Source organism: Caulobacter sp. 10L414, from assembly GCF_056395525.1.
In genome coordinates this window covers 12,944-30,538 of record NZ_JBFTJR010000035.1, presented here as the reverse complement: position 1 = coordinate 30,538, position 17,595 = coordinate 12,944, and the positions used below count along the sequence as shown (strand labels likewise).

Here is a 17,595-nt window from a genome sequence, read left to right as displayed (position 1 = left end):
GCCTCGCCGCGGCCCACTGGGTCGCCGCTGTTCCTGCTGGGGAATGGTGTAATGGTAACACTGCGGTTTTTGGTACCGTCATTCTAGGTTCGAGTCCTAGTTCCCCAGCCACTCTCTCTTCTCTCGCTGATCAGCGCTTCGGACCGGAAGCAGCGTTTACATCGCGAGCATTTGCCTCCCTTCAAGCTCTGCTTTGCCCGCCGGCTCTTTCGCGCCTGCGAGCGTTTGCGGCGTTCCTGGCCGTATTCAGTTCAGCCTGCGCCAGCGCCTGAAAAGGCTGGGCGAATCTGAATCGCCGGCCCCGCGCCATGCACAGTGCAAATGCACGCGAACCTTGCCGGTCTTCGCGCATGCGAAAACGTTCGGCGCTGGAACTGAACTTGAAGGCGAGCGTCATCGGCTACGGCTAAGGCTTTGAAAATCCGCGATCGACATTGTTGCTGCGAAATAAAGCCTGTTTTCGCGGAGCGTTGCTCGATCGATTGCGTATTTGTGTACTTGTAATTCCACAGGGCGGGTGTATTTCCGAATTTAAAGTCATTGTGGAGTGACGCCGTGGAAGACAAATCGACCCTGATCGAGCTGACCGCCGAGATCGTGGCCAACTATGTGGCCAACAACACGACCTCGGTCTCTGACCTGCCGGCTCTGATTCGGGCCACGCACGACGCGCTTTCCGGTCTTGGTTCGCCGGAAGCGCCGGTTACCGAGACCGTTACCAAGGCTACTCCGGCCCAGATCCGCAAGAGCATCACGCCGGACGCCCTGATCAGCTTCGAGGACGGCAAGCCCTACAAGACGCTGAAGCGCCACCTGACCACCCACGGCATGACCGTCGCCGAGTACAAGTCGAAGTGGGGCCTGCCGGCCGACTATCCGACCACGGCGCCGTCGTACAGCGAAGCCCGTTCGGCCATGGCCAAGGCTCTGGGCCTGGGCCAAGGCGGCCGCAAGGCCAAGGCCCCGGGCAAGGCTCGCGCCCGCAAGGCCTGAAGCCTCGGTTCCAAGTGAACCTCCGAAAACACGAAAGCCCCGCCGGCGACGGCGGGGCTTTTGCTTTGAGCGTTGCCCTGCGGGCGATCTACACGCCGCTCAGCGACATGCCGGGCGCGTCGGGCGGGGTGTCGCCGCCGCCGTTCAGCGACCGCTGCATCCAAACGAGGTCGACCCAGCGGCCGAACTTGTAACCCATGGCCGGGAAGACGCCCTTGTGCTCGAAACCGAGCGCGGCGTGCACGCCGATCGAGGCGGCGTTGCCGCTGTCGCCGATCACCGCGCAGATCTGGCGCAGGCCCAGGCCCTCGCAGGCCTCGATCAGCGCCTGCAGCAGGGCCTTGCCGACGCCTTTTCCGGCCGCGTCGGGCGCGACGTAGATGCTGTCCTCGACGGTGTAGCGATAGGCCGCCCGCAGCCGGAACGGGCCGGCATAGGCATAGCCCAGCACCTTTCCGTCCTGCTCGGCGACCAGGTAGGGCAGGCCGCGATCGAGGAAGGCCGCGCGCCGCCGGGTCATCTCGGCCTCGTCGGGCGGAACCTCCTCGAAGGTGCCCAGGCCGTTGAGCACGTTCCAGCCGTAGATGGCCGTGATCGCCGGCACGTCGGCGTCCGTGGAGGGGCGGATGGTTACTTCAGACATGGGAACACCCCCTCARTCGGCTTTGCCGACAGCTCCCCCAGAGGGGGAGCATCCACGCAATCAGATCCTCCCCCTCTGGGGGAGGCAGCCCGTAGGGCCGGAAGGGGCTAGGCCTTCGTCCAGCCCTTGTCGACCGCCCACACGGCGAACGCGTAGTCGAGCGCGATCTCCTTGAGGAAGTCGAAGCGGCCCGAGGCGCCGCCGTGACCGGCCTCCATGTTGATCTTCAGGAGGATCGGGTTGCCGCTGGTGGTGTTGGCCCGCAGCTTGGCGGCCCACTTCTCGGGCTCCCAGTAGGTGACGCGCGGATCCGACAGGCCGCCGGTGGCCAGCACGGCCGGATAGGGCTTGGCGGTGACGTTGTCGTACGGCGAGTAGCTGGCGATGTAGTCGTAGGCCTCCTTGTCCTCCAGCGGATTGCCCCATTCAGGCCATTCCGGCGGGGTCAGGGGCAGGGAGGTGTCGCTCATGGTGTTGAGCACGTCGACGAACGGCACCGCCCCGATGATCCCGGCCCACAGGTCCGGCCGCAGGTTGGTGATCGCGCCCATCAGCATGCCGCCGGCCGAACCCCCGTAGGCCACCGTGGCGCCCTTGGCGCCGTAGCCGTTGGCGTGCAGGTGCTCGGCGCAGGCGATGAAGTCGGTGAAGGTGTTCTTCTTCTTGAACTTCTTGCCGTCCAGGAACCAGCCGTAGCCCTTTTCCGAACCGCCGCGGATGTGGGCCGTGGCCCAGATCCAGCCGCGGTCGACCAGGCTGAAGTTGCGGATCGAGAACGACGGATCCATCGACATGCCGTAGCTGCCGTAGCCGTACAGCAGCAGCGGCGCCTTGCCGTCCAGCTTGACGTCCTTCTTCATCAGCACGGTCACCGGCACCTCGGCGCCGTCGGGCGCCTTGGCATAGAGGCGCTTGGTCACGTACTTGCTCGGATCGTGGCCCGAGGGGATTTCCTGGGTCTTGCGCAGCACCTTGTCGCCGCTGCGCATGTCGTAGTCGAACCACTGACGCGGCGTGGTCGGCGACTGGTAGACGTAGCGCAGGGTGGGGGTGTCGAACTCGTAGCCGCCCTCGACGCTCAGCACATAGGCCTGCTCGTCGACGACGATCGGCTTTTCGGCCTTGGTGGCGCGGTCGGTGATGACGATGCGGGTGTTGGCGTTGACGCGCTCGACGCGGACCAGGTGGTCCTTGTAGGCGGCGTGGCCGGTGATGAAGGTCCCCGGCTTGTGGGCCACGAAGTCCTTCCAGTGGGCGCGGCCCGGATTGTCGACCGGGGCCTCGACCAGCTTGAAGTCGATGGCGTCGTCGGCGTTGGTCAGGATGACGAACTTGCCGTCCCAGTGCTCGACCGAATAGCGCAGGCCCGGCGTGCGGGGCTCCACGACCTTGGGCTTGGCGGCGACGTCGCTGGCCGGGATCAGCAGGGTTTCCGACGTCTCGTGGTCGCCGGCGCTGATGACGATGAAGGCTTCCGAACCGGTGACGCTGACGCTGACGAAGAAGCCGTCGTCGGGCTCTTCATAGACCAGCACGTCGTCCTTCAGGCCGCCGCGCGCGGGGCGGCGATAGATCTTGTCGGAACGGCCGTTGTCGTCGCGGTGGGTCCAGAACAGCCACTTGGAGTCGGGCGACCAGGTGAAGTCGCCGGTGCTGCTGTCGACCGGCTCGGCCAGGATCTCGCCGGTGGCCAGGTCCTTGACGTAGATCTTGTGGACTTCCGAGCCCTGCGCGTCCTCGGCATAGGCGAACAGCTTGTGGTCGGGGCTGTGGTCGGCGGCGCTGACCTGGCTGTAGGCCTTGCCCTTGGCCAGGGCGTCGCTGTCGAGCAGCACTTCCTCGCCATCCGTCTTTCCGCGGGGGCGGCGGGCGTAGATCGGGTGCTGGCCGCCCAGGGCGAAGCGCGAATAATAGTCGTACGGGCCGTCGGGCGAAGGCACCGAGGAGTCGTCTTCCTTGATGCGGCCCTTCATCTCCTCGAACATCGCCTTCTGCAGGTCCTGGGTCGGGGCCAGCATCGCCTTCACATAGGCGTTCTCGGCGGTCAGGTGCTCCTTGACCTCGGCCTTGATCAGGCTGGGGTCGCGCAGGACCTTCTGCCAGTTGTCGTCCTTCATCCAGGCGTAGTCGTCGACGCGCACCCGGCCCAGCTGCTCGATGCGCTTGGGAACCTTCTTGGCGACCGGAGGAACGGGCTTGGCGGTGGCGGACATGGAACTCCCGGGGATGAGGACGGAGGACGTGGCGGCGACGGCGGCGACGCTCGTCATCATTTCGCGCCGGTTCATGGACAGATTCCCCCTCGGATGCGTCAGAACGCCAACTTGTTGCGGCTGGGGCGTCTGGTCAAACTCATACGACGTCTAAGGTTGAATCGGAGACGAGGGCGTTCATGGCTTGGGACCTGTCGGTCGATCTGATCCAGGCGACGGTGCAGCTGGAGCAGCCGCTCGCCGACGGCTCGCGCACGGTGGGCACCGGTTTCCTCATCGAGGACCCCACGCCCGATGGTCGTCCGCGCACCATCCTGGTCACCGCCGCCCACGTCTTCGACCGCATGCCCTCGGTCTCTGCCAAGATCGGCTATCGGGTGCAGAGCAAGGAGGGGGTCTGGCGCTACGATCCCCGCACCCTGAAGATCCGCGACGGCGACCATCCCCTGTGGATCAAGCATCCCAGCCGCGACGTCGCCGCCATCGTCGTCGAGGCGCCGCCAGAATTCGCCAAGGCCGCCATTCCGCTGGCCTGGCTGGCCCAGGACGACACCTTCAACAAGTACAGCCTTGGTCCCGGCGACGAGATGATGGCCCTGGGCTTCCCGCGCGGCCTGTCGGCCAACACCGCGGGCTTCCCGATCCTGCGCTCGGGGCGGGTGGCCTCCTATCCGCTGGCGCCGGCCAGCGTGTTCCCGACCTTCCTGATGGATTTCTCGGTGTTCCCCGGCAACTCGGGCGGGCCGGTGTTCATGGCCGAGGGCGCGCGTCGCCGACCGGGCTCGACCGAAAGTCAGGAGGTGCAGTTCGTGGCCGGCATGCTGACCCAGCAGGTCGAGCTGTCGGGCGAGCGTCTCGAGATCGGCATCGTCACCCACGCCAAATACATCCGCGAAACCGTCGCCCTGCTCGACAAGCCGACCGGCCCGCCGCTGATCCAGGCCGCGCCGGCCAAGCCGCCCAGCGTCGCCGCCGCGCAGGACGTGGTCGCCGTCCAGGCCGTCGCCGCGCCCGGCTTCAATCGCTGAACGGCGGCGAAATAGCCTTCGGTCAAGCTAGGAACCATTGCTCACGGGGCCCCGTTCGAAAGGGGAGTTCAAACTCGAACAGGAGCAAGCCAATGAGCACCAATCGTGTGGAAGGCGCCATCGACAAGGGCGTGGGCGCCGTGAAGGAAGCCGTCGGCAAGGCCACGGACAACGAACGCCTGGAAGCCGAGGGCAAGGCCCAGAAGATCAAGGGCGACGTCCAGAACAAGGTCGGCCAAGCCCAGGACAAGATCGGCGACGCGATCAAGCACTAAGGCTTGGTCCGATCCCAAAAACGAAGGCCCCGGAGCGATCCGGGGCCTTTGTCTTTCCAAGATCCTCCCCCTTTGGGGGAGGTGGCCCGAAGGGCCGGAGGGGGTACGTTTTCAGCCGACTATGAGCCCGCCGACTTCCCCCTCAGGCGCTCCGCGACAGCTCCCCCTTCAGGGGGAGCATCTACGCCCCGTAGATGATCGAGATGGTCTCGGCCACGCAGGCCGGGCGCTCCTCGCCCTCGATCTCGATGGTGCACTCGTTCTTCATCTGCAGGCCGCCGGCCTTGGGCTCGACGCTGACCAGCTTCTGGCGCATGCGCACCCGCTTGCCCACGCGCACCATGCTGGTGAACCGCACCTTGTCGCAGCCGTAGTTGATGCCGCGGGTCACGCCGGTGACGTGCAGGATGCCCGCGCCCAGCATCGGGATCAGCGACAGGGTCAGGTAGCCATGGGCGATCGGGCCGCCGATCTCGCGCGTGGCCCGCTCGACGTCGATATGGATCCACTGGTGGTCGCCGGTCGCTTCGGCGAACTGGTTGACCCGTTCCTGGCTGATCTCCACCCAGTCGGACACCCCGACCTCCTGCCCGACCAGGCTGGCGATGTCGGCGAAGGCGATCTCTTTCATGCGGCGCTCTCCCAAACGTTTGTTTGGAAGAGATCACGGGCGCTCGTCCGGGGCAACACCCGGCGGCGCGCGGCACCTACGGTTGTCGGAACGTCGAGACCACCAGCCAGACGTTGGCGGCCGAGATCACGAGGAACAGCCCCCAGGCGACGATCCGCACGAGCCGGCCGTTGGCGAACGGCCCCATCAACGCCTTGTCGTCGGTGAAGCGCAGCAGCGGCCAGATGGCGAAGGGCAACTGGGCGCTCAGCACCACCTGGGTCAGCACCAGCAGGCGCCCCACCGCGTGGTCGCCCAGCGTCAGCACGCCGGCCATCGCCGGAATGATGGCCAGGCCCCGGGTGATCAGCCGCCGCTGCCAGCAGGGGATTTTCAGGTTCAGGAAGCCCTCGAGGATCACCTGGCCGGCGATGGTGCCGGTGAAGGTCGCGCTCTGGCCCGAGGCGAAGAGGGCGATCCCGAACAGGATCCCCGCCACGGCCGCGCCGGTGACCGGCGCAAGCAGCTCGTGCGCCTCCTCGATGCCGGCCACCTCGCGCAGGCCGTTGCCGTGGAAGGCCGAGGCCGCCAGCACCAGGATCGCGGCGTTGACGAACAGCGCCAGCCCCAGGGCGACCACGGTGTCGATGCTCGCCAGCCGGATCGCCGCCCGCTTGCCGGGCTCGTCTTCGGGGGCCTGCCGCGTCTGCACGATCGACGAGTGCAGGTAGAGGTTATGCGGCATGATCGTCGCGCCCAGTATGCCGATGGCCAGATAGAGCGCGTCGCCCTGCTGCAGCGCCGCCAGCGATGGGACCAGCCCTCGCGCCACCGCGCCTGCGTCGGGCGGCACGATGATCAGCTGCACGAGAAAGCAGATCCCGATCGTCGAGATCAGGCCCAGGATGATCGCCTCCAGCTGGCGGAAGCCGTTGCCCTTCAGGCTCAGCACGATGATCGTGTCGAGCCCCGTCAGCAGCACGCCCGCCCACAGCGGCACGCCCAGCAGAAGCTTGAAGGCCAGGGCCCCGCCCAGCACTTCGGCGATGTCGCAGGCGATGATGGCCAGTTCGGCCAGCACCCACTGGACCTTGACCGTCCACGGCCCGAACCGCTCGCGCGACATCCGGGCCAGGTCCTTGCCGGTCACCAGGCCCAGCCGCATCGACAGGATCTGCAGCAGGATCGCCGCCAGGCTGGACAGCACCACCACGAACAGCAGGCTGGTTCCGTAGCGCGAGCCCGCCTCGATGTCGGTGGCCCAGTTGCCGGGGTCCATGTAGCCGACGCTGACCAGCAGGCCCGGCCCCGCGGTGCGCAGCATCCGTTTCCAGACCGGCAGCCCGCTTGGCACGGGCACCGAGCCCCGCACCTCCGCCGGGCAGAACGGAGCGGTCGCGGTCTTGGGCAGGCGGTCGAGCAGGGCGGAGAACATGTCCCGACCGTGTGGCGGGAATCCCGCCCCGTATAGAAGCAACGTGCGCTGCTTCAGCTTTCCAGCGCGGTCCTTGCGTCTTCGGGCAGCAGGCTGACCGCTTCATCCAGCAGCTTGCGCCAGGCCTCGCCCCGCCCGCGCGCTTCTGCGTAGGCGTCGCGCAGGGCGAAGGGGTCGTCCTCGGCGAGGGCGCGGATCAGCTGCGTGGCTTGCTGGCGGTCCTTGAGGCCCTTCTCGGGGTTGACCTTGCGGTCGCGGCTCACGATCAGCTTGTGAACCGCGTAGCGCGGCGGCGAAGGCGCATTGACCAGCACGCCGCCGCCATGGAGCACCGCGGTCTCGACCGGATCGCGCAGCAGGAAGTCCATGAACGGCAGGGGCACGGCGTCGCTGCCCAGTGTCGGCAGGTAGGACGGCTCGTCCCTGGGCGCGCCCCGGTTGGTCGTCAGGACGTCCAGTCGATAGCGCTCGCCAAGAGCATAGCTCGTCGTGCGGCTGGCGTTGAAGGCGTAGCTTACAGGCGCGAAGCGGGGATCGAGTTCTCGCAGAACCTCCAGCAGCGGGCGATCGAGCGTATCGTCCAGGTTCGACGCGATGCCGAAGTCCTGGGCGATGTCGAGATCCATGGTCGCAAGGCTGGTGACGGGCAGTCGGACTCCCAGGTGCGCGGCGTAGGTCTGAAACGCGACCGTGCCGACCAGCAACGCCCGGAGGCGGAAGGCGCCAGCGGCCGCCAGCGCCTGGATGATCTCGGCGCTGGTCCGATCTGGACGGGGAGCGCCTGAAGCGATGATCGCGGCGACGAGGCGTCGGCGATCGTCGTGGTCGGCGCGATGGTCTCCGTGCCGCGCGATACGCTCGCGCAGGTCATCGCTGTCAGGGCCCACATAGACTTGCCGCCGGCTCTGCGCGCCGCCCGTCGGCATCTGGACGTACCAGTAGACCCGGCCCTTGACGGTCTTGGACACGAAGGACGAGCCGGGAGGATACTCGCTCACGCGGCCCAGGCGCAGGCGCTCCATCAGCTCCGCATAGCTGGTGTGGGCGGAAAGGGGCAGGCGCTCGACCATGGGGAGAGGTTATACGCAATTTGAAAATCTGCGTATAACTTTCCACCCGATCAAACGATCCGCCCCTCGCCCTTGCCCCAGTACGCGTCGCGCACCAGCCGCTTGTAGAGCTTGCCGGTCGGGTGCCGGGGCAGTTCCCTCACGAAGTCGACCTGCCGCGGGGCCTTCACGTGGCTGAGGTTGTCGCGGGCGAAGGCCAGCAGTTCGGCGGCGAGGGCCTCGCCGGCGTCGGACCAGTCCAGCGGCTGGATCACCGCCACCACCTTTTCGCCCATCTCCTCGTCTGGCGCGCCGACCACGGCGGCGTCGGCCACCCTGGGATGGGTGATCAGCAGGTTCTCGATCTCCTGCGGATAGATGTTCACCCCGCCGGAGATGATCATGAAGCTCTTGCGGTCGGTCAGGTAGAGATAGCCGTCCTCGTCGGCCCAGCCCACGTCGCCCAGCGTCGTCCAGCCGTGCTTGTTGTAGCTTTCGGCCGTCTTCTCCGGGGCGTTGTGATAGGTCACCGCCGGGCCGTTGGCGAAATAGACCACGCCCTCGGTGCGGGCGGGCAGGGGATCGCCGGCCTCGTCGCAGATGCGCAGCTCGCCCAGCGCCGCCTGGCCCACCGAGCCGCGCCGCTCCAGCCAGCTCCTGCTGTCGATCCAGCAGAAGCCGTTGCCTTCGGTGCCGGCGTAGTACTCGTAGATCACCGGCCCCCACCAGGCGATCATCTGCTCCTTCACCGGCACCGGGCAGGGGGCGGCCGCGTGGATCGCCGAGCGCATGGTCGAGACGTCGTACCGGGCCCGCGTCGCCTCCGGCAGTTTCAGCATCCGCACGAAGTGGGTCGGCACGAACTGGCCGCAGGTGGCCTTGTGCTCTTCGATCAGGGCCAGCGCGGTCTCGGGATCGAACTTCTCCATCACCACGACCGTGCCGCCCAGCTTGTGGACGCTCATGCACCAGCGCAGCGGGGCGGCGTGATAGAGCGGCGCGGGCGAGAGATAGACGCTGTCGCCGTCCAGCTTGAACAGGTGCTGGGCCATCATCTGCAGCGCGTGCGGGGCGTCGATCGGGGCGCCGTTCAGCGCCGGCTTGACGCCCTTGGGCCTGCCGGTTGTGCCCGAGGAATACAGCATGTCCGAGCCCGAGGTCTCGTCGGTGATCGGGCTCGCGGGCATGGCCGCTCGGGCGGCGTCGAAATCGGCGTAGGGGCCGGCCGCCCCGTCCACCCGCAAAAGCGCCACGCCCGGGATCAGCGGCGCCAACGCCTGTGCGACGCCGTCCAGCGCCGGCCCGGCGATCAGCGCCTTGGCCCCGCAGTCCTTCACGATGTACTCGACCTCCGGCGCGGTCAGCTTGGTCGAGATGCAGGTGTAGTAGAGCCCCGCCCGCTGCGCCGCCCAGGCGATCTCCAGATAGCGCGGATGGTTGTCGAGCAGGATGGCCACGACGTCGCCGACCTGCAGGCCCATCGACCGGAACAGTTGCGCCCCCTGGTTCGAGCGGTCGTCGAGTTCCCTGTAGGTGACGGTCTCGCCCGAGCCGGCCATCACGAAGGCGGGCTTGTCGGGCTGGGTGCGGGCGTGGACGCTCGGATGCATGCGACCTCCTGGGCCGCCCGCCTGGGCGGGGCCGGCCGTTTCTCTCCCAGGCGCCGTCCGCGTGTGACCCGCGTGATCGGCGTTCAGTCAGGAGCATGACCCAAGGCCCGACGCGCGCGCAAGTTGCCGTAGGGGCGCCGTTGGCGGCCGCGCAATCCTGGGTGATCGTGTCCGCCACAACGACGTTCGACGGGAGGCGAGCGCATGGAGCTGATCAGCAAGACGGTGGTCGACGGTCGGCCGGGGCCCGGTGCGCCCAAGGCCTATCCCACCCTCGACGGGGTCGACCTGGCCGACATCTTCCGCTTCACCAGGGGCCAGCCCTTCGCCGACTTCGCGCGCATGCGCGATCAGGCGCCGGTGATGTGGCATGGCGAGCCGTTCGGCGGCCCCGGCTTCTGGGCCGTCACACGCTATGAAGACGTCATGCGCGTCAACGGCGATCCGGAGACCTTCTCCTCGCAGAAGGGCGGGATCCTGATGTCGATGGGGCCGCCCGACAAGCGCCACGCCCTGCTGTTCCGGGCGACCATGGACACCATGATCAATCTCGACGCGCCGCATCACCTGCAGCTGCGCCGCGAGCACATGCCCTATTTCACCGCCGCCTATCTGCGCGGCCTGACCGACAAGGTGAAGGGAGAGGTCACCCGCCTGCTCGACGAGATGGAGCCGCTGCTGGCCGGCGGCGCCGAGATCGACATGGTCGAGCATTTCTCGTCGATCCTGCCGCTGTTCACCCTGTGCGAGATCCTGGGCGTGCCGCCGGAGGACAGGGGCAAGTTCCTGCGCTGGATGCACTATCTGGAGCGCGCCCAGGATCTGGCCGTGCAGCAGGCCATGGCGCCGATCACGCCGACGCTCGAGCTCATGCAGTTCGTCGCCGACTTCAACGAGAACGTCGAGGAGATGTTCGACTACGGCCGCACCATGCTGCTCAAGCGGCGCGAGGATCCCAGGCAGGACCTGATGACCGCCATCGCGCGGGCCCAGGTCGACGGCGATCTGCTGGCCGACGAGTATCTCGACGGCTCGTGGCTGCTGATCGTCTTCGCCGGCAACGACACGACGCGAAACACGCTGTCGGGGGCCATGCGGCTGCTGACCGAGTTTCCCGAGCAGAAGCAGCGGCTGATCGATGATCCGTCCCTGCTGCCGGGCGCGGTGGACGAGTTCATCCGCATGGTCAGTCCGGTGATCTACATGCGCCGCACCGCCACGCGCGACGTCGAGGTGGCGGGGCAGCAGATCGCCGAAGGCGAGAAGGTGGTCATGTACTACGGGGCGGCCAACCGCGACCCGGCGATGTTCGAAAACCCCGATCGCCTGGACGTCTCCCGCCCCAACGCCGGAAAGCACGTGGCCTTCGGCTATGGCCCGCACACCTGCCTTGGCAAGCGCGTCGCCCAGATCCAGCTGGAGGAGGCCTATCGCCAGATCCTGGCCCGCTTCCCCGACCTGGAATGGACCGGGAGCACCGAGATCGCGGCCAACAACTTCGTCCACGCCATCAGCAAGCTGGGGGTGAGGCGGGCGCTGTGAGGGCTCGCCACCATCCACCGTCATCCCGGAAAGCGCGCAGCGCCTATCCGGGATGACGAGCGAGGGGCGGCGAGGAGGGGTTGTGTCCAGGCGCTCCTCAATCATACGATCGTTTGAAAGATCGCCAGGGAACCCAGCACATGTCGCAGCCGACCTTCGAAACCCTGCTCTACGCCGTCGAGGACGGGATCGCGACGATCACCCTGAACCGGCCCGACAAGCTCAACGCCTTCACCGCCCGGATGATGAAGGAACTGATCGAGGTCTTCGACATCACCGACGCCGACGACGCGGTGAAGGTGGTGATCGTCACCGGCGCGGGACGGGCGTTCTGCGCCGGGGCCGACCTTTCGAGCGGCGGAGCCACCTTCGATCGCACCTCGCCCCAGGCGCTGGAGCGTGAGGAGGGCAAGGTCGGCGACGTCTATCGCGACGGCGGCGGCCGGGTGACCCTGCGCATCTATGACAGCCTCAAGCCCGTGATCGCCGCGGTGAACGGCCCGGCGGTCGGCGTCGGCGCGACCATGCAACTGGCCATGGACATCCGCCTGGCCAGCGAAGACGCCAAGTTCGGCTTCGTCTTCGCCCGCCGCGGCATCACGCCCGAGGCCTGCTCCTCCTGGTTCCTGCCGCGTCTCGTCGGCATGCAGACGGCGCTGGAGTGGTGCTACACTGGCCGGGTGTTCCCGGCGACCGAGGCCAAGGAGCGCGGCTTCGTCCGCTCGTTGCACGCGCCCGAAGACCTGCTGCCCGCCGCCCGCGCCCTGGCGCGCGAGATCGCCGACAACACCGCCCCCGTCTCGGTCGCCCTGACCCGCCAGCTGCTCTGGCGCATGGCCGGCGCCGACCATCCGATGGAGGCCCACAAGGCCGACAGCCGCGCCATCCAGTCGCGCGGCGCCTCCGGCGACGCCAAGGAGGGCGTGACCTCGTTCCTGGAGAAGCGCGCGCCGGCCTATCCCAACCGGGTCTCGACCGACCTGCCCGACATCTGGCCGGAGTGGGAACCGCGACAATTTCGCTGACCCCCTGGCGAAGCCAGGCTTTGGGCCGCAAATTCCCCTGGCGGGAGAATCCCTGGCGCTAATTCGAACTTAAGGGCGTTACCGTCTAGGTTCGAAACTCGGCGACCGGGGCTTCGCCGCCAGGAAAATCATGACCGACCCGATTTCGCCCTTCGCCAAGCCGATCGCCGTTCCGCCCAAGTCGCGCGCCGCGCTTCTCAAGCGCCTCGCCGACGTGGTCTGCCTGCCGGCCAGCCGCATCAACGCCTTCGAGCGGGCGATGTGCGCCGACCTGCTGGTCGAGATGCTGCGCGAGGCGGTGGTCGAGGAACGCGAGAAGGTCTCCCGTCGCCTGGCCAACCTGTCCGATATGCCCGGCTCGCTGGTGCGCCTGCTGCTGCGCGACGAGGTCGCGGTGGCGCGGGCCCTGCTGGAGAACTCGCCCAACCTGTCGGACGCCGACCTGATCGACTGCCTCTACCACGCCAGCCAGGAGCACCGCCGGCTGATCGCCATCCGTCGCGGCGTCGGCGAGGTGGTGGCCGACGCGCTGGTCGACATGGGCGAGACGCCGGTCGTCGAGGCGCTGCTGCGCAACGAGCTGGCCCGTTTCAGCCACCAGGGCGTCGAGAACGTCGTGGCGATGACGCGTGACAACCCCGGCCTGATCCCGCTGCTGCTCAAGCGGGCCGAACTGCGTCCCAGCCACGCCTACGTGATGTTCTGGTGGGCCGACGCCGAGGCCCGCCGCACGATCCTCCAGCGCTTCGCCGTCTCGCGCGAGATCCTGCAGGAGGCCGTCGGCGACGTCTTCGCCGTGGCTTCGGGCGAGGGCTGGCAGGATCCGCTGTCGCGCAAGGCGCTGCAGTTCATCGAGCGCCGCCAGCGTAACCGCGCCGCCATCGCCAAGAGCCCCTTCGACAGCCTCGAGGACGCCGTCGCCGCCGCCCAGACCGGCCTGACCCGCGAGACCGCCGAGGAGATCTCCTATCTCGCCGGCCTCAAGCCGATGACCGGGGCCAAGATCTTCACCGACCAGGGCGGCGAGCCGATCGCCATCCTGTGCAAGGCCACCGGCCTGCCCCGCGCGGCCGTGCGGGCGCTGTGGCGCGGCCTGCGTCGTCCCGAGACCGACGCCGAGGGCGTTCCGGCGCCGGGGCTGGAGCGGGTCCTGGCGGTGTTCGACGCCATCGCCGTGGATCGCGCCCAGACCGTGCTGCGCTACTGGAACTGGTCGCTGTCCTCGGCCCTGACGCCGGCCCTGCTGAAGGCCATCCGGGACGGCGACACCGACGCCATCGACGAATACTCGGTGCCCCAGCGCGCGGCGATGCTGGCGCTGTCGCGGGATTTCGGCCGCTAGCGCCGCTCGCGACAGGAGCCCGTGCGGTCAAGTTCGCCGAACGCGTTCAATCAAAATCCAGAAAATCTGAATTTTTACCTCGCGACCTTAAGTTGACATTGCGAGTGACTGCGTCGTTCGACAGTCAATATTCCGCAGCGGCATCTATTGCCCGGTTTTACTGACGCGTTTATCCATGATGCAACTTCGCGCGCCGAGACCGGATGCGCGTGAAGAAATATAAAGGGAACGGGAGAGGCGTCATGGAAGAAGAGATCCCACTCGTCGAACTTACCGCTGGCATCGTCGCGGCCTTCGTGGGCGGCAACGCCGTGCCGGCCTCCGAGATGCCGACGCTGATCCGCAGCGTGCACGACGCCCTCAAGGCCATCGGCTCGCCCGAGGCCGCCGCGCCCGAGCCCAAGGAGCCGGCCGTGCCGGTCCGCCGCTCGGTGACGCCCGACTACATCATCTGCCTGGAGGATGGCCGGCGCTTCAAATCGCTGAAGCGTCACCTGCGCACCCAGTACGACATGAGCCCCGAAGACTACCGTGAGAAGTGGGGTCTGCCTTCGGACTATCCCATGGTTGCGCCGAACTACGCCAAGGCGCGCTCGGATCTTGCCCGCCAGATGGGCCTTGGCCAGACCGGCCGGGGCGCGGGGAAGGGGCGCAAGGGTTGAGTCTGAGCGTTCATTTACCTTAATTCAATCAATCGCTTGTGGTTAAGCTAAGCGAGAAAAACGACGCCCGGGCGCTCTTCCAGCGCCCGGGTGTTGTGCTTCCAGATTGACTCTCAAGCGGAATCTTTGTTGGCGGCGGCCATTTTTCGCTTCCGCCGATTCGGTGCTTAAGACATAGTGAATGAGCGGTGAATCACCGTGATTCCAAAGGCTTGTTAAGGACTCTGAAGATGTCCGCGCAACTGAGCGCATCCGCGACCGCGGCCCGCGCTCATCAGGAAATGTTCGCATACTGGGCGTCCCTGCGCCGCGGGGCGAACCTGCCTGCGCGTGGTGACCTTCACCCTTCGGGCATCAAGCGCCTGCTGCCGACGGTCAGCCTGATCGACGTCGTGCGCGAGCCGCGCGACTACCGCCTGCGCCTGGCCGGCACTGGCCTCTATGGCGTCTATGGCCGCGAGATCACCGGCAAGGCCCTGGGCGAGGTCTACAACACCGCCGCCGCCGACTACTGGCGCAAGGAGCTGGACAAGGTCGTCGACGAGCGCCGTCCGGGCGTGGGCGTGCACAGCCTGGCCTGGCGCGGCGCGCCGCACGTCTCGATCCTGTGGCTGCGCCTGCCGTTGGCGACCAACGGCAAGGATGTCGACATGATCCTGGGCTACGACGCCGTCGTCGGCGCCCAGGCCGAAGGCGGCTTCAGCGGCATCCGCGCCGCCTGACGCGTTTCAGCGCTGCTTGAGGCGGCGTTTGCGGCGTTCGTTGAACACGACCCAGATCATGGCCAGCATCAGGCCGGCCAGAACCGCCAGCGGGATGACCGCCGGCGGCGTCCATGCGCTGAAGCCCGGGCCGATAGGCGTCAGCGACTGGGCTTCCACCTTCTCGGTCGCGACTGGACTGGCGCTGTCCTGCATAGGTCGTTCTCCGCCTCAGGCGTAACAGGCTGCACGCACGGAAACMATCCGCAAGGCGCTGGCGCCGATGGCCGGGCGGTTTCACCCCTCCAGGAAGACCTCGACCTCGCGCTTGCTGGGCATGGACGGCGCCGCGCCCGGCTTCTGCACCGACAGGGCGGCGGCGGCGTTGGCCTGCTCGACGGCCTCGCGCAGGTCGAGATTGGCGGCCAGGCCGGCGGCCAGGGCGCCGCAGAAGCAGTCGCCGGCGCCGACGGTGTCGATCGCCTTGACCTTGCGGCCTTCGACCAGGAAGGCCTCGTCGCGGCGCACGGCGGCCACGCCGGTGGAGCCCAGGGTGACGATGATCGTCTGGTCGGGGCGGCTCATCAGCTTGCGGGCGGCCTTGGAGACCTCTTCCAGCTTGGCTGGCTCGTGGTCGAGGCGGGCGTAGGTCGCCAGCTCGGTCTGGTTCAGGATGAGAATGTCGGTCAGCGGGAACAGCGCCGCGCCCTGCGGCAGGGCGGGAGCGGCGTTCAGCACCCGCAGGCCGCCCTTGGCCGCGCCGGCTTTGAACAGCGCCTCGATGGCGTTGGCCGGGGTCTCCAGCTGGGCCAGCAGCACGCGCTGGCCTTCCAGCGCCGTGGCCGCCACCTGCTGGGGCGTGATCATCATGTTGGCGCCGCCGGTGACGACGATCATGTTCTCGCCGCCGTTCGACACCCAGACGTGGGCCTGGCCGGTGGGGGCGCCCGACAGTTCGGCCACGTCGGCCACCTGCACGCCGTAGCCGGCCAGCTTGCCCTTCAGGCTGAGGCCGCTGTCGTCCTTGCCGACCGCGCCCATCAGGCGGGTGGGCGCGCCCATGCGGGCGGCGGCGACGGCCTGGTTGGCGCCCTTGCCGCCGAGGAACAGCTCCAGCGACAGGCCGGCCACCGTCTCGCCCGGCCGCGGCAGGTCGTCGACCCGCGCCACGGCGTCCAGATTGATCGAGCCCAGTACGAAAACGCCCATCGGTCTTGGTCTTCTGTTCTAGTTATTCTGTTCGGTGTCGTCGCAGCTTACCCGCCGCCGGCCCCGCGCTGGAAGCTTTCCACCAGGCTGCCGCAGACGAGTCGCCATCCATCCACTAGCACGAAGAAGATCAGCTTGAACGGCAGGCTCACCGTCGCCGGCGGCAGCATCATCATGCCCATGCTCATCAGGACGCTGGCGACGACCAGGTCGATGACCAGGAACGGGATGAACAGCAGGAAGCCGATCTCGAAGGCGCGCTTCAGTTCCGAGATCATGAAGGCCGGCGTCACCACCTTCAGCGGCGTCTCCTGGGCGGTCTTGGGCTTCTCGATCTTCGAGAGGCGGATGAACAGGGCCAGGTCGTCTTCGTCCACCTGGCGCAGCATGAAGGTCTTCACCGGCTGGCCGGCGGCCTCGAAGGCCTGCGGCAGCTCCATCTGCTTGTCGAGCAGGGGTTTGACGCCGGCGTCGTAGGACTGCTCGAAGGTCGGGCCCATGACGATGGCGGTGAGGAACAGCGCCAGGCTGATGATCACCGGGTTGGGCGGGCTCTGTTGCACGCCGATCGCCGTGCGCAGGAGGCCCAGCACCACGACGATGCGCACGAACGAGGTCGTCATGATCACGATCGACGGCGCCAGCGACAGCACCGTCAGCAGGCCGACCAGCTGGACGACCCGTTCGGTCAGGCCCGCGCCCGTGCCCAGGTCGACGTTGATCGCCGACTGGGCCATGGCCAGCGATGGCCCCAGCGTGGTCGCCAGGCCCGCCAGCACGGCGATGAGGGCGGCGCGGCGCAGTTCCTGCGGCGTGGCGCCGGTGAGGCTCTTGAGCAGGCGCATCAGACCACGGGCTCCGGCTGGGTCGCGACGGGGGCGGGAGAAGGGGCGGGGGAAGGCGAGGGCGGGCCGGCGGGAACCCAGTCCAGCAGGCGGCCTTCGCCCAGCAGCACCAGGCGCTCCTCGCCGTCCAGGCGGCACAGCACCAGGCGGCGGGCGGGATCCAGCACCAGCGTCTCGACCACCTGCAGCCGCCGCTCGCGGCGCTGGGAGACGATGCGGTTGAGGGCCTCGGGGCCGAACTTGCGCAGCACGACGGCGGCCAGGCCGATCAGGCCCAGGGTGACGGCCAGCGCCGCCACGGCGCGGATCAGGAGAAAGACGTCCATGCGCGGACAGGATTCCACAGGAAAGAGGCGCGGCGAGGCGCCGCATCCCTGGTGTGCCTGACTGTCCTTAATGCGTGATTAACCCTG

General features: G+C 67.7%; 17 protein-coding genes, 1 tRNA gene and 1 pseudogene. 9 read left to right on the top strand and 10 right to left on the bottom strand.

The genetic code is table 11. The features are described from left to right. The first annotated feature begins 37 nt into the window (after positions 1 to 37). Together AC1DCG_RS14995 and AC1DCG_RS14990 are read left to right on the top strand one after the other, a co-directional pair. Positions 38 to 111: transfer RNA gene (locus AC1DCG_RS14995), tRNA-Gln, on the top strand. Between the two features lie 444 nt (positions 112 to 555). Next, a complete protein-coding gene (locus tag AC1DCG_RS14990; RefSeq protein ID WP_116489006.1) occupies positions 556 to 993 on the top strand; it encodes a Ros/MucR family transcriptional regulator in 438 nt (145 codons plus the stop codon). Between the two features lie 88 nt (positions 994 to 1,081). Here AC1DCG_RS14990 and AC1DCG_RS14985 read toward each other — a convergent pair whose 3' ends face one another. Further along, positions 1,082 to 1,636 (bottom strand): N-acetyltransferase family protein, encoded by a 555-nt coding sequence (locus AC1DCG_RS14985; protein WP_477030970.1) that lies wholly within the window; start codon positions 1,634 to 1,636, stop codon positions 1,082 to 1,084. A 107-nt stretch (positions 1,637 to 1,743) separates the two neighbouring features. Continuing rightward, on the bottom strand, positions 1,744 to 3,924 hold the full coding sequence (locus tag AC1DCG_RS14980; protein ID WP_477037046.1) for a S9 family peptidase: 2,181 nt from the start codon (positions 3,922 to 3,924) through the stop codon (positions 1,744 to 1,746). A 104-nt stretch (positions 3,925 to 4,028) separates the two neighbouring features. Between AC1DCG_RS14980 and AC1DCG_RS14975 the strand changes: the two genes are divergently transcribed. After that, complete coding sequence (locus AC1DCG_RS14975; RefSeq protein WP_477030972.1) at positions 4,029 to 4,877, top strand: trypsin-like serine peptidase; 849 nt, start codon at positions 4,029 to 4,031, stop codon at positions 4,875 to 4,877. 92 nt (positions 4,878 to 4,969) lie between these two features. Then, positions 4,970 to 5,151 (top strand): annotated as a pseudogene (locus AC1DCG_RS14970) (CsbD family protein); the annotation flags it as partial. A gap of 182 nt (positions 5,152 to 5,333) precedes the next feature. Here the strand turns inward: AC1DCG_RS14970 and AC1DCG_RS14965 are convergent. The 4 genes from AC1DCG_RS14965 to AC1DCG_RS14950 all read right to left on the bottom strand — a co-directional run bounded on the left by AC1DCG_RS14965 (position 5,334) and on the right by AC1DCG_RS14950 (position 9,856). Continuing rightward, positions 5,334 to 5,783: a MaoC family dehydratase gene (locus AC1DCG_RS14965; protein ID WP_477030973.1), complete on the bottom strand. Its 450-nt coding sequence runs from the start codon at positions 5,781 to 5,783 to the stop codon at positions 5,334 to 5,336. Between the two features lie 76 nt (positions 5,784 to 5,859). Beyond that, on the bottom strand, positions 5,860 to 7,197 hold the full coding sequence (locus AC1DCG_RS14960; protein WP_477030974.1) for an Nramp family divalent metal transporter: 1,338 nt from the start codon (positions 7,195 to 7,197) through the stop codon (positions 5,860 to 5,862). A gap of 53 nt (positions 7,198 to 7,250) precedes the next feature. Further along, positions 7,251 to 8,267 carry a nucleotidyltransferase family protein gene (locus AC1DCG_RS14955; RefSeq protein ID WP_477030975.1) on the bottom strand — a complete coding sequence of 339 codons (1,017 nt, stop codon included), beginning with the start codon at positions 8,265 to 8,267 and terminating at the stop codon, positions 7,251 to 7,253. 50 nt (positions 8,268 to 8,317) lie between these two features. Further along, a complete protein-coding gene (locus tag AC1DCG_RS14950) occupies positions 8,318 to 9,856 on the bottom strand; it encodes an acyl-CoA synthetase (protein ID WP_477037047.1) in 1,539 nt (512 codons plus the stop codon). A 204-nt stretch (positions 9,857 to 10,060) separates the two neighbouring features. Between AC1DCG_RS14950 and AC1DCG_RS14945 the strand changes: the two genes are divergently transcribed. From AC1DCG_RS14945 to mopJ, 5 genes are all read left to right on the top strand, one after another. Next, the gene (locus AC1DCG_RS14945; protein WP_477030977.1) at positions 10,061 to 11,398 is read left to right on the top strand and encodes a cytochrome P450; all 1,338 of its coding nucleotides are present in this window, start codon (positions 10,061 to 10,063) and stop codon (positions 11,396 to 11,398) included. Between the two features lie 140 nt (positions 11,399 to 11,538). Next, positions 11,539 to 12,423, top strand: coding sequence for a crotonase/enoyl-CoA hydratase family protein (locus AC1DCG_RS14940; RefSeq protein WP_477030978.1), 885 nt, complete (start codon positions 11,539 to 11,541; stop codon positions 12,421 to 12,423). Between the two features lie 130 nt (positions 12,424 to 12,553). Beyond that, positions 12,554 to 13,765, top strand: a complete 1,212-nt coding sequence (locus AC1DCG_RS14935) for a DUF2336 domain-containing protein (RefSeq protein WP_477037048.1) — start codon at positions 12,554 to 12,556, stop codon at positions 13,763 to 13,765. 242 nt (positions 13,766 to 14,007) lie between these two features. After that, positions 14,008 to 14,427 carry a Ros/MucR family transcriptional regulator gene (locus AC1DCG_RS14930; protein WP_477030980.1) on the top strand — a complete coding sequence of 140 codons (420 nt, stop codon included), beginning with the start codon at positions 14,008 to 14,010 and terminating at the stop codon, positions 14,425 to 14,427. 224 nt (positions 14,428 to 14,651) lie between these two features. Beyond that, on the top strand, positions 14,652 to 15,149 hold the full coding sequence (mopJ, locus tag AC1DCG_RS14925; protein WP_165259394.1) for a motility/cell cycle regulatory protein MopJ: 498 nt from the start codon (positions 14,652 to 14,654) through the stop codon (positions 15,147 to 15,149). A gap of 6 nt (positions 15,150 to 15,155) precedes the next feature. On the opposite strand, the gene AC1DCG_RS14920 is transcribed toward mopJ, so the two are convergent. From AC1DCG_RS14920 to AC1DCG_RS14905, 4 genes are all read right to left on the bottom strand, one after another. Beyond that, complete coding sequence (locus AC1DCG_RS14920; RefSeq protein ID WP_477030981.1) at positions 15,156 to 15,344, bottom strand: hypothetical protein; 189 nt, start codon at positions 15,342 to 15,344, stop codon at positions 15,156 to 15,158. Between the two features lie 81 nt (positions 15,345 to 15,425). Continuing rightward, entirely contained in the window at positions 15,426 to 16,337 is a 912-nt protein-coding gene (locus AC1DCG_RS14915) for a ribokinase (RefSeq protein ID WP_477030982.1), read from the bottom strand. Between the two features lie 47 nt (positions 16,338 to 16,384). Further along, a complete protein-coding gene (gene fliP / locus AC1DCG_RS14910; RefSeq protein ID WP_477030983.1) occupies positions 16,385 to 17,182 on the bottom strand; it encodes a flagellar type III secretion system pore protein FliP in 798 nt (265 codons plus the stop codon). Beyond that, on the bottom strand, positions 17,182 to 17,508 hold the full coding sequence (locus AC1DCG_RS14905) for a flagellar biosynthetic protein FliO (protein ID WP_165259146.1): 327 nt from the start codon (positions 17,506 to 17,508) through the stop codon (positions 17,182 to 17,184). The genes fliP and AC1DCG_RS14905 overlap by 1 nt, the downstream gene beginning before the upstream one ends. Positions 17,509 to 17,595 lie beyond the last annotated feature (87 nt).

What these genes read in the sequence shown, in the direction of transcription:
- AC1DCG_RS14965 (WP_477030973.1), bottom strand. Translation starts at nt 5,783, where the DNA reads ATGAAAGAGATCGCCTTCGCCGACATCGCCAGCCTGGTCGGGCAGGAG.
- AC1DCG_RS14960 (WP_477030974.1), bottom strand. Translation starts at nt 7,197, where the DNA reads ATGTTCTCCGCCCTGCTCGACCGCCTGCCCAAGACCGCGACCGCTCCG.
- fliP (WP_477030983.1), bottom strand. Translation starts at nt 17,182, where the DNA reads ATGCGCCTGCTCAAGAGCCTCACCGGCGCCACGCCGCAGGAACTGCGC.
- AC1DCG_RS14945 (WP_477030977.1), top strand. Translation starts at nt 10,061, where the DNA reads ATGGAGCTGATCAGCAAGACGGTGGTCGACGGTCGGCCGGGGCCCGGT.
- AC1DCG_RS14940 (WP_477030978.1), top strand. Translation starts at nt 11,539, where the DNA reads ATGTCGCAGCCGACCTTCGAAACCCTGCTCTACGCCGTCGAGGACGGG.
- AC1DCG_RS14905 (WP_165259146.1), bottom strand. Translation starts at nt 17,508, where the DNA reads ATGGACGTCTTTCTCCTGATCCGCGCCGTGGCGGCGCTGGCCGTCACC.
- AC1DCG_RS14950 (WP_477037047.1), bottom strand. Translation starts at nt 9,856, where the DNA reads ATGCATCCGAGCGTCCACGCCCGCACCCAGCCCGACAAGCCCGCCTTC.
- AC1DCG_RS14985 (WP_477030970.1), bottom strand. Translation starts at nt 1,636, where the DNA reads ATGTCTGAAGTAACCATCCGCCCCTCCACGGACGCCGACGTGCCGGCG.
- AC1DCG_RS14920 (WP_477030981.1), bottom strand. Translation starts at nt 15,344, where the DNA reads ATGCAGGACAGCGCCAGTCCAGTCGCGACCGAGAAGGTGGAAGCCCAG.
- AC1DCG_RS14975 (WP_477030972.1), top strand. Translation starts at nt 4,029, where the DNA reads ATGGCTTGGGACCTGTCGGTCGATCTGATCCAGGCGACGGTGCAGCTG.
- AC1DCG_RS14935 (WP_477037048.1), top strand. Translation starts at nt 12,554, where the DNA reads ATGACCGACCCGATTTCGCCCTTCGCCAAGCCGATCGCCGTTCCGCCC.
- AC1DCG_RS14955 (WP_477030975.1), bottom strand. Translation starts at nt 8,267, where the DNA reads ATGGTCGAGCGCCTGCCCCTTTCCGCCCACACCAGCTATGCGGAGCTG.
- AC1DCG_RS14980 (WP_477037046.1), bottom strand. Translation starts at nt 3,924, where the DNA reads ATGAACCGGCGCGAAATGATGACGAGCGTCGCCGCCGTCGCCGCCACG.
- AC1DCG_RS14915 (WP_477030982.1), bottom strand. Translation starts at nt 16,337, where the DNA reads ATGGGCGTTTTCGTACTGGGCTCGATCAATCTGGACGCCGTGGCGCGG.
- AC1DCG_RS14930 (WP_477030980.1), top strand. Translation starts at nt 14,008, where the DNA reads ATGGAAGAAGAGATCCCACTCGTCGAACTTACCGCTGGCATCGTCGCG.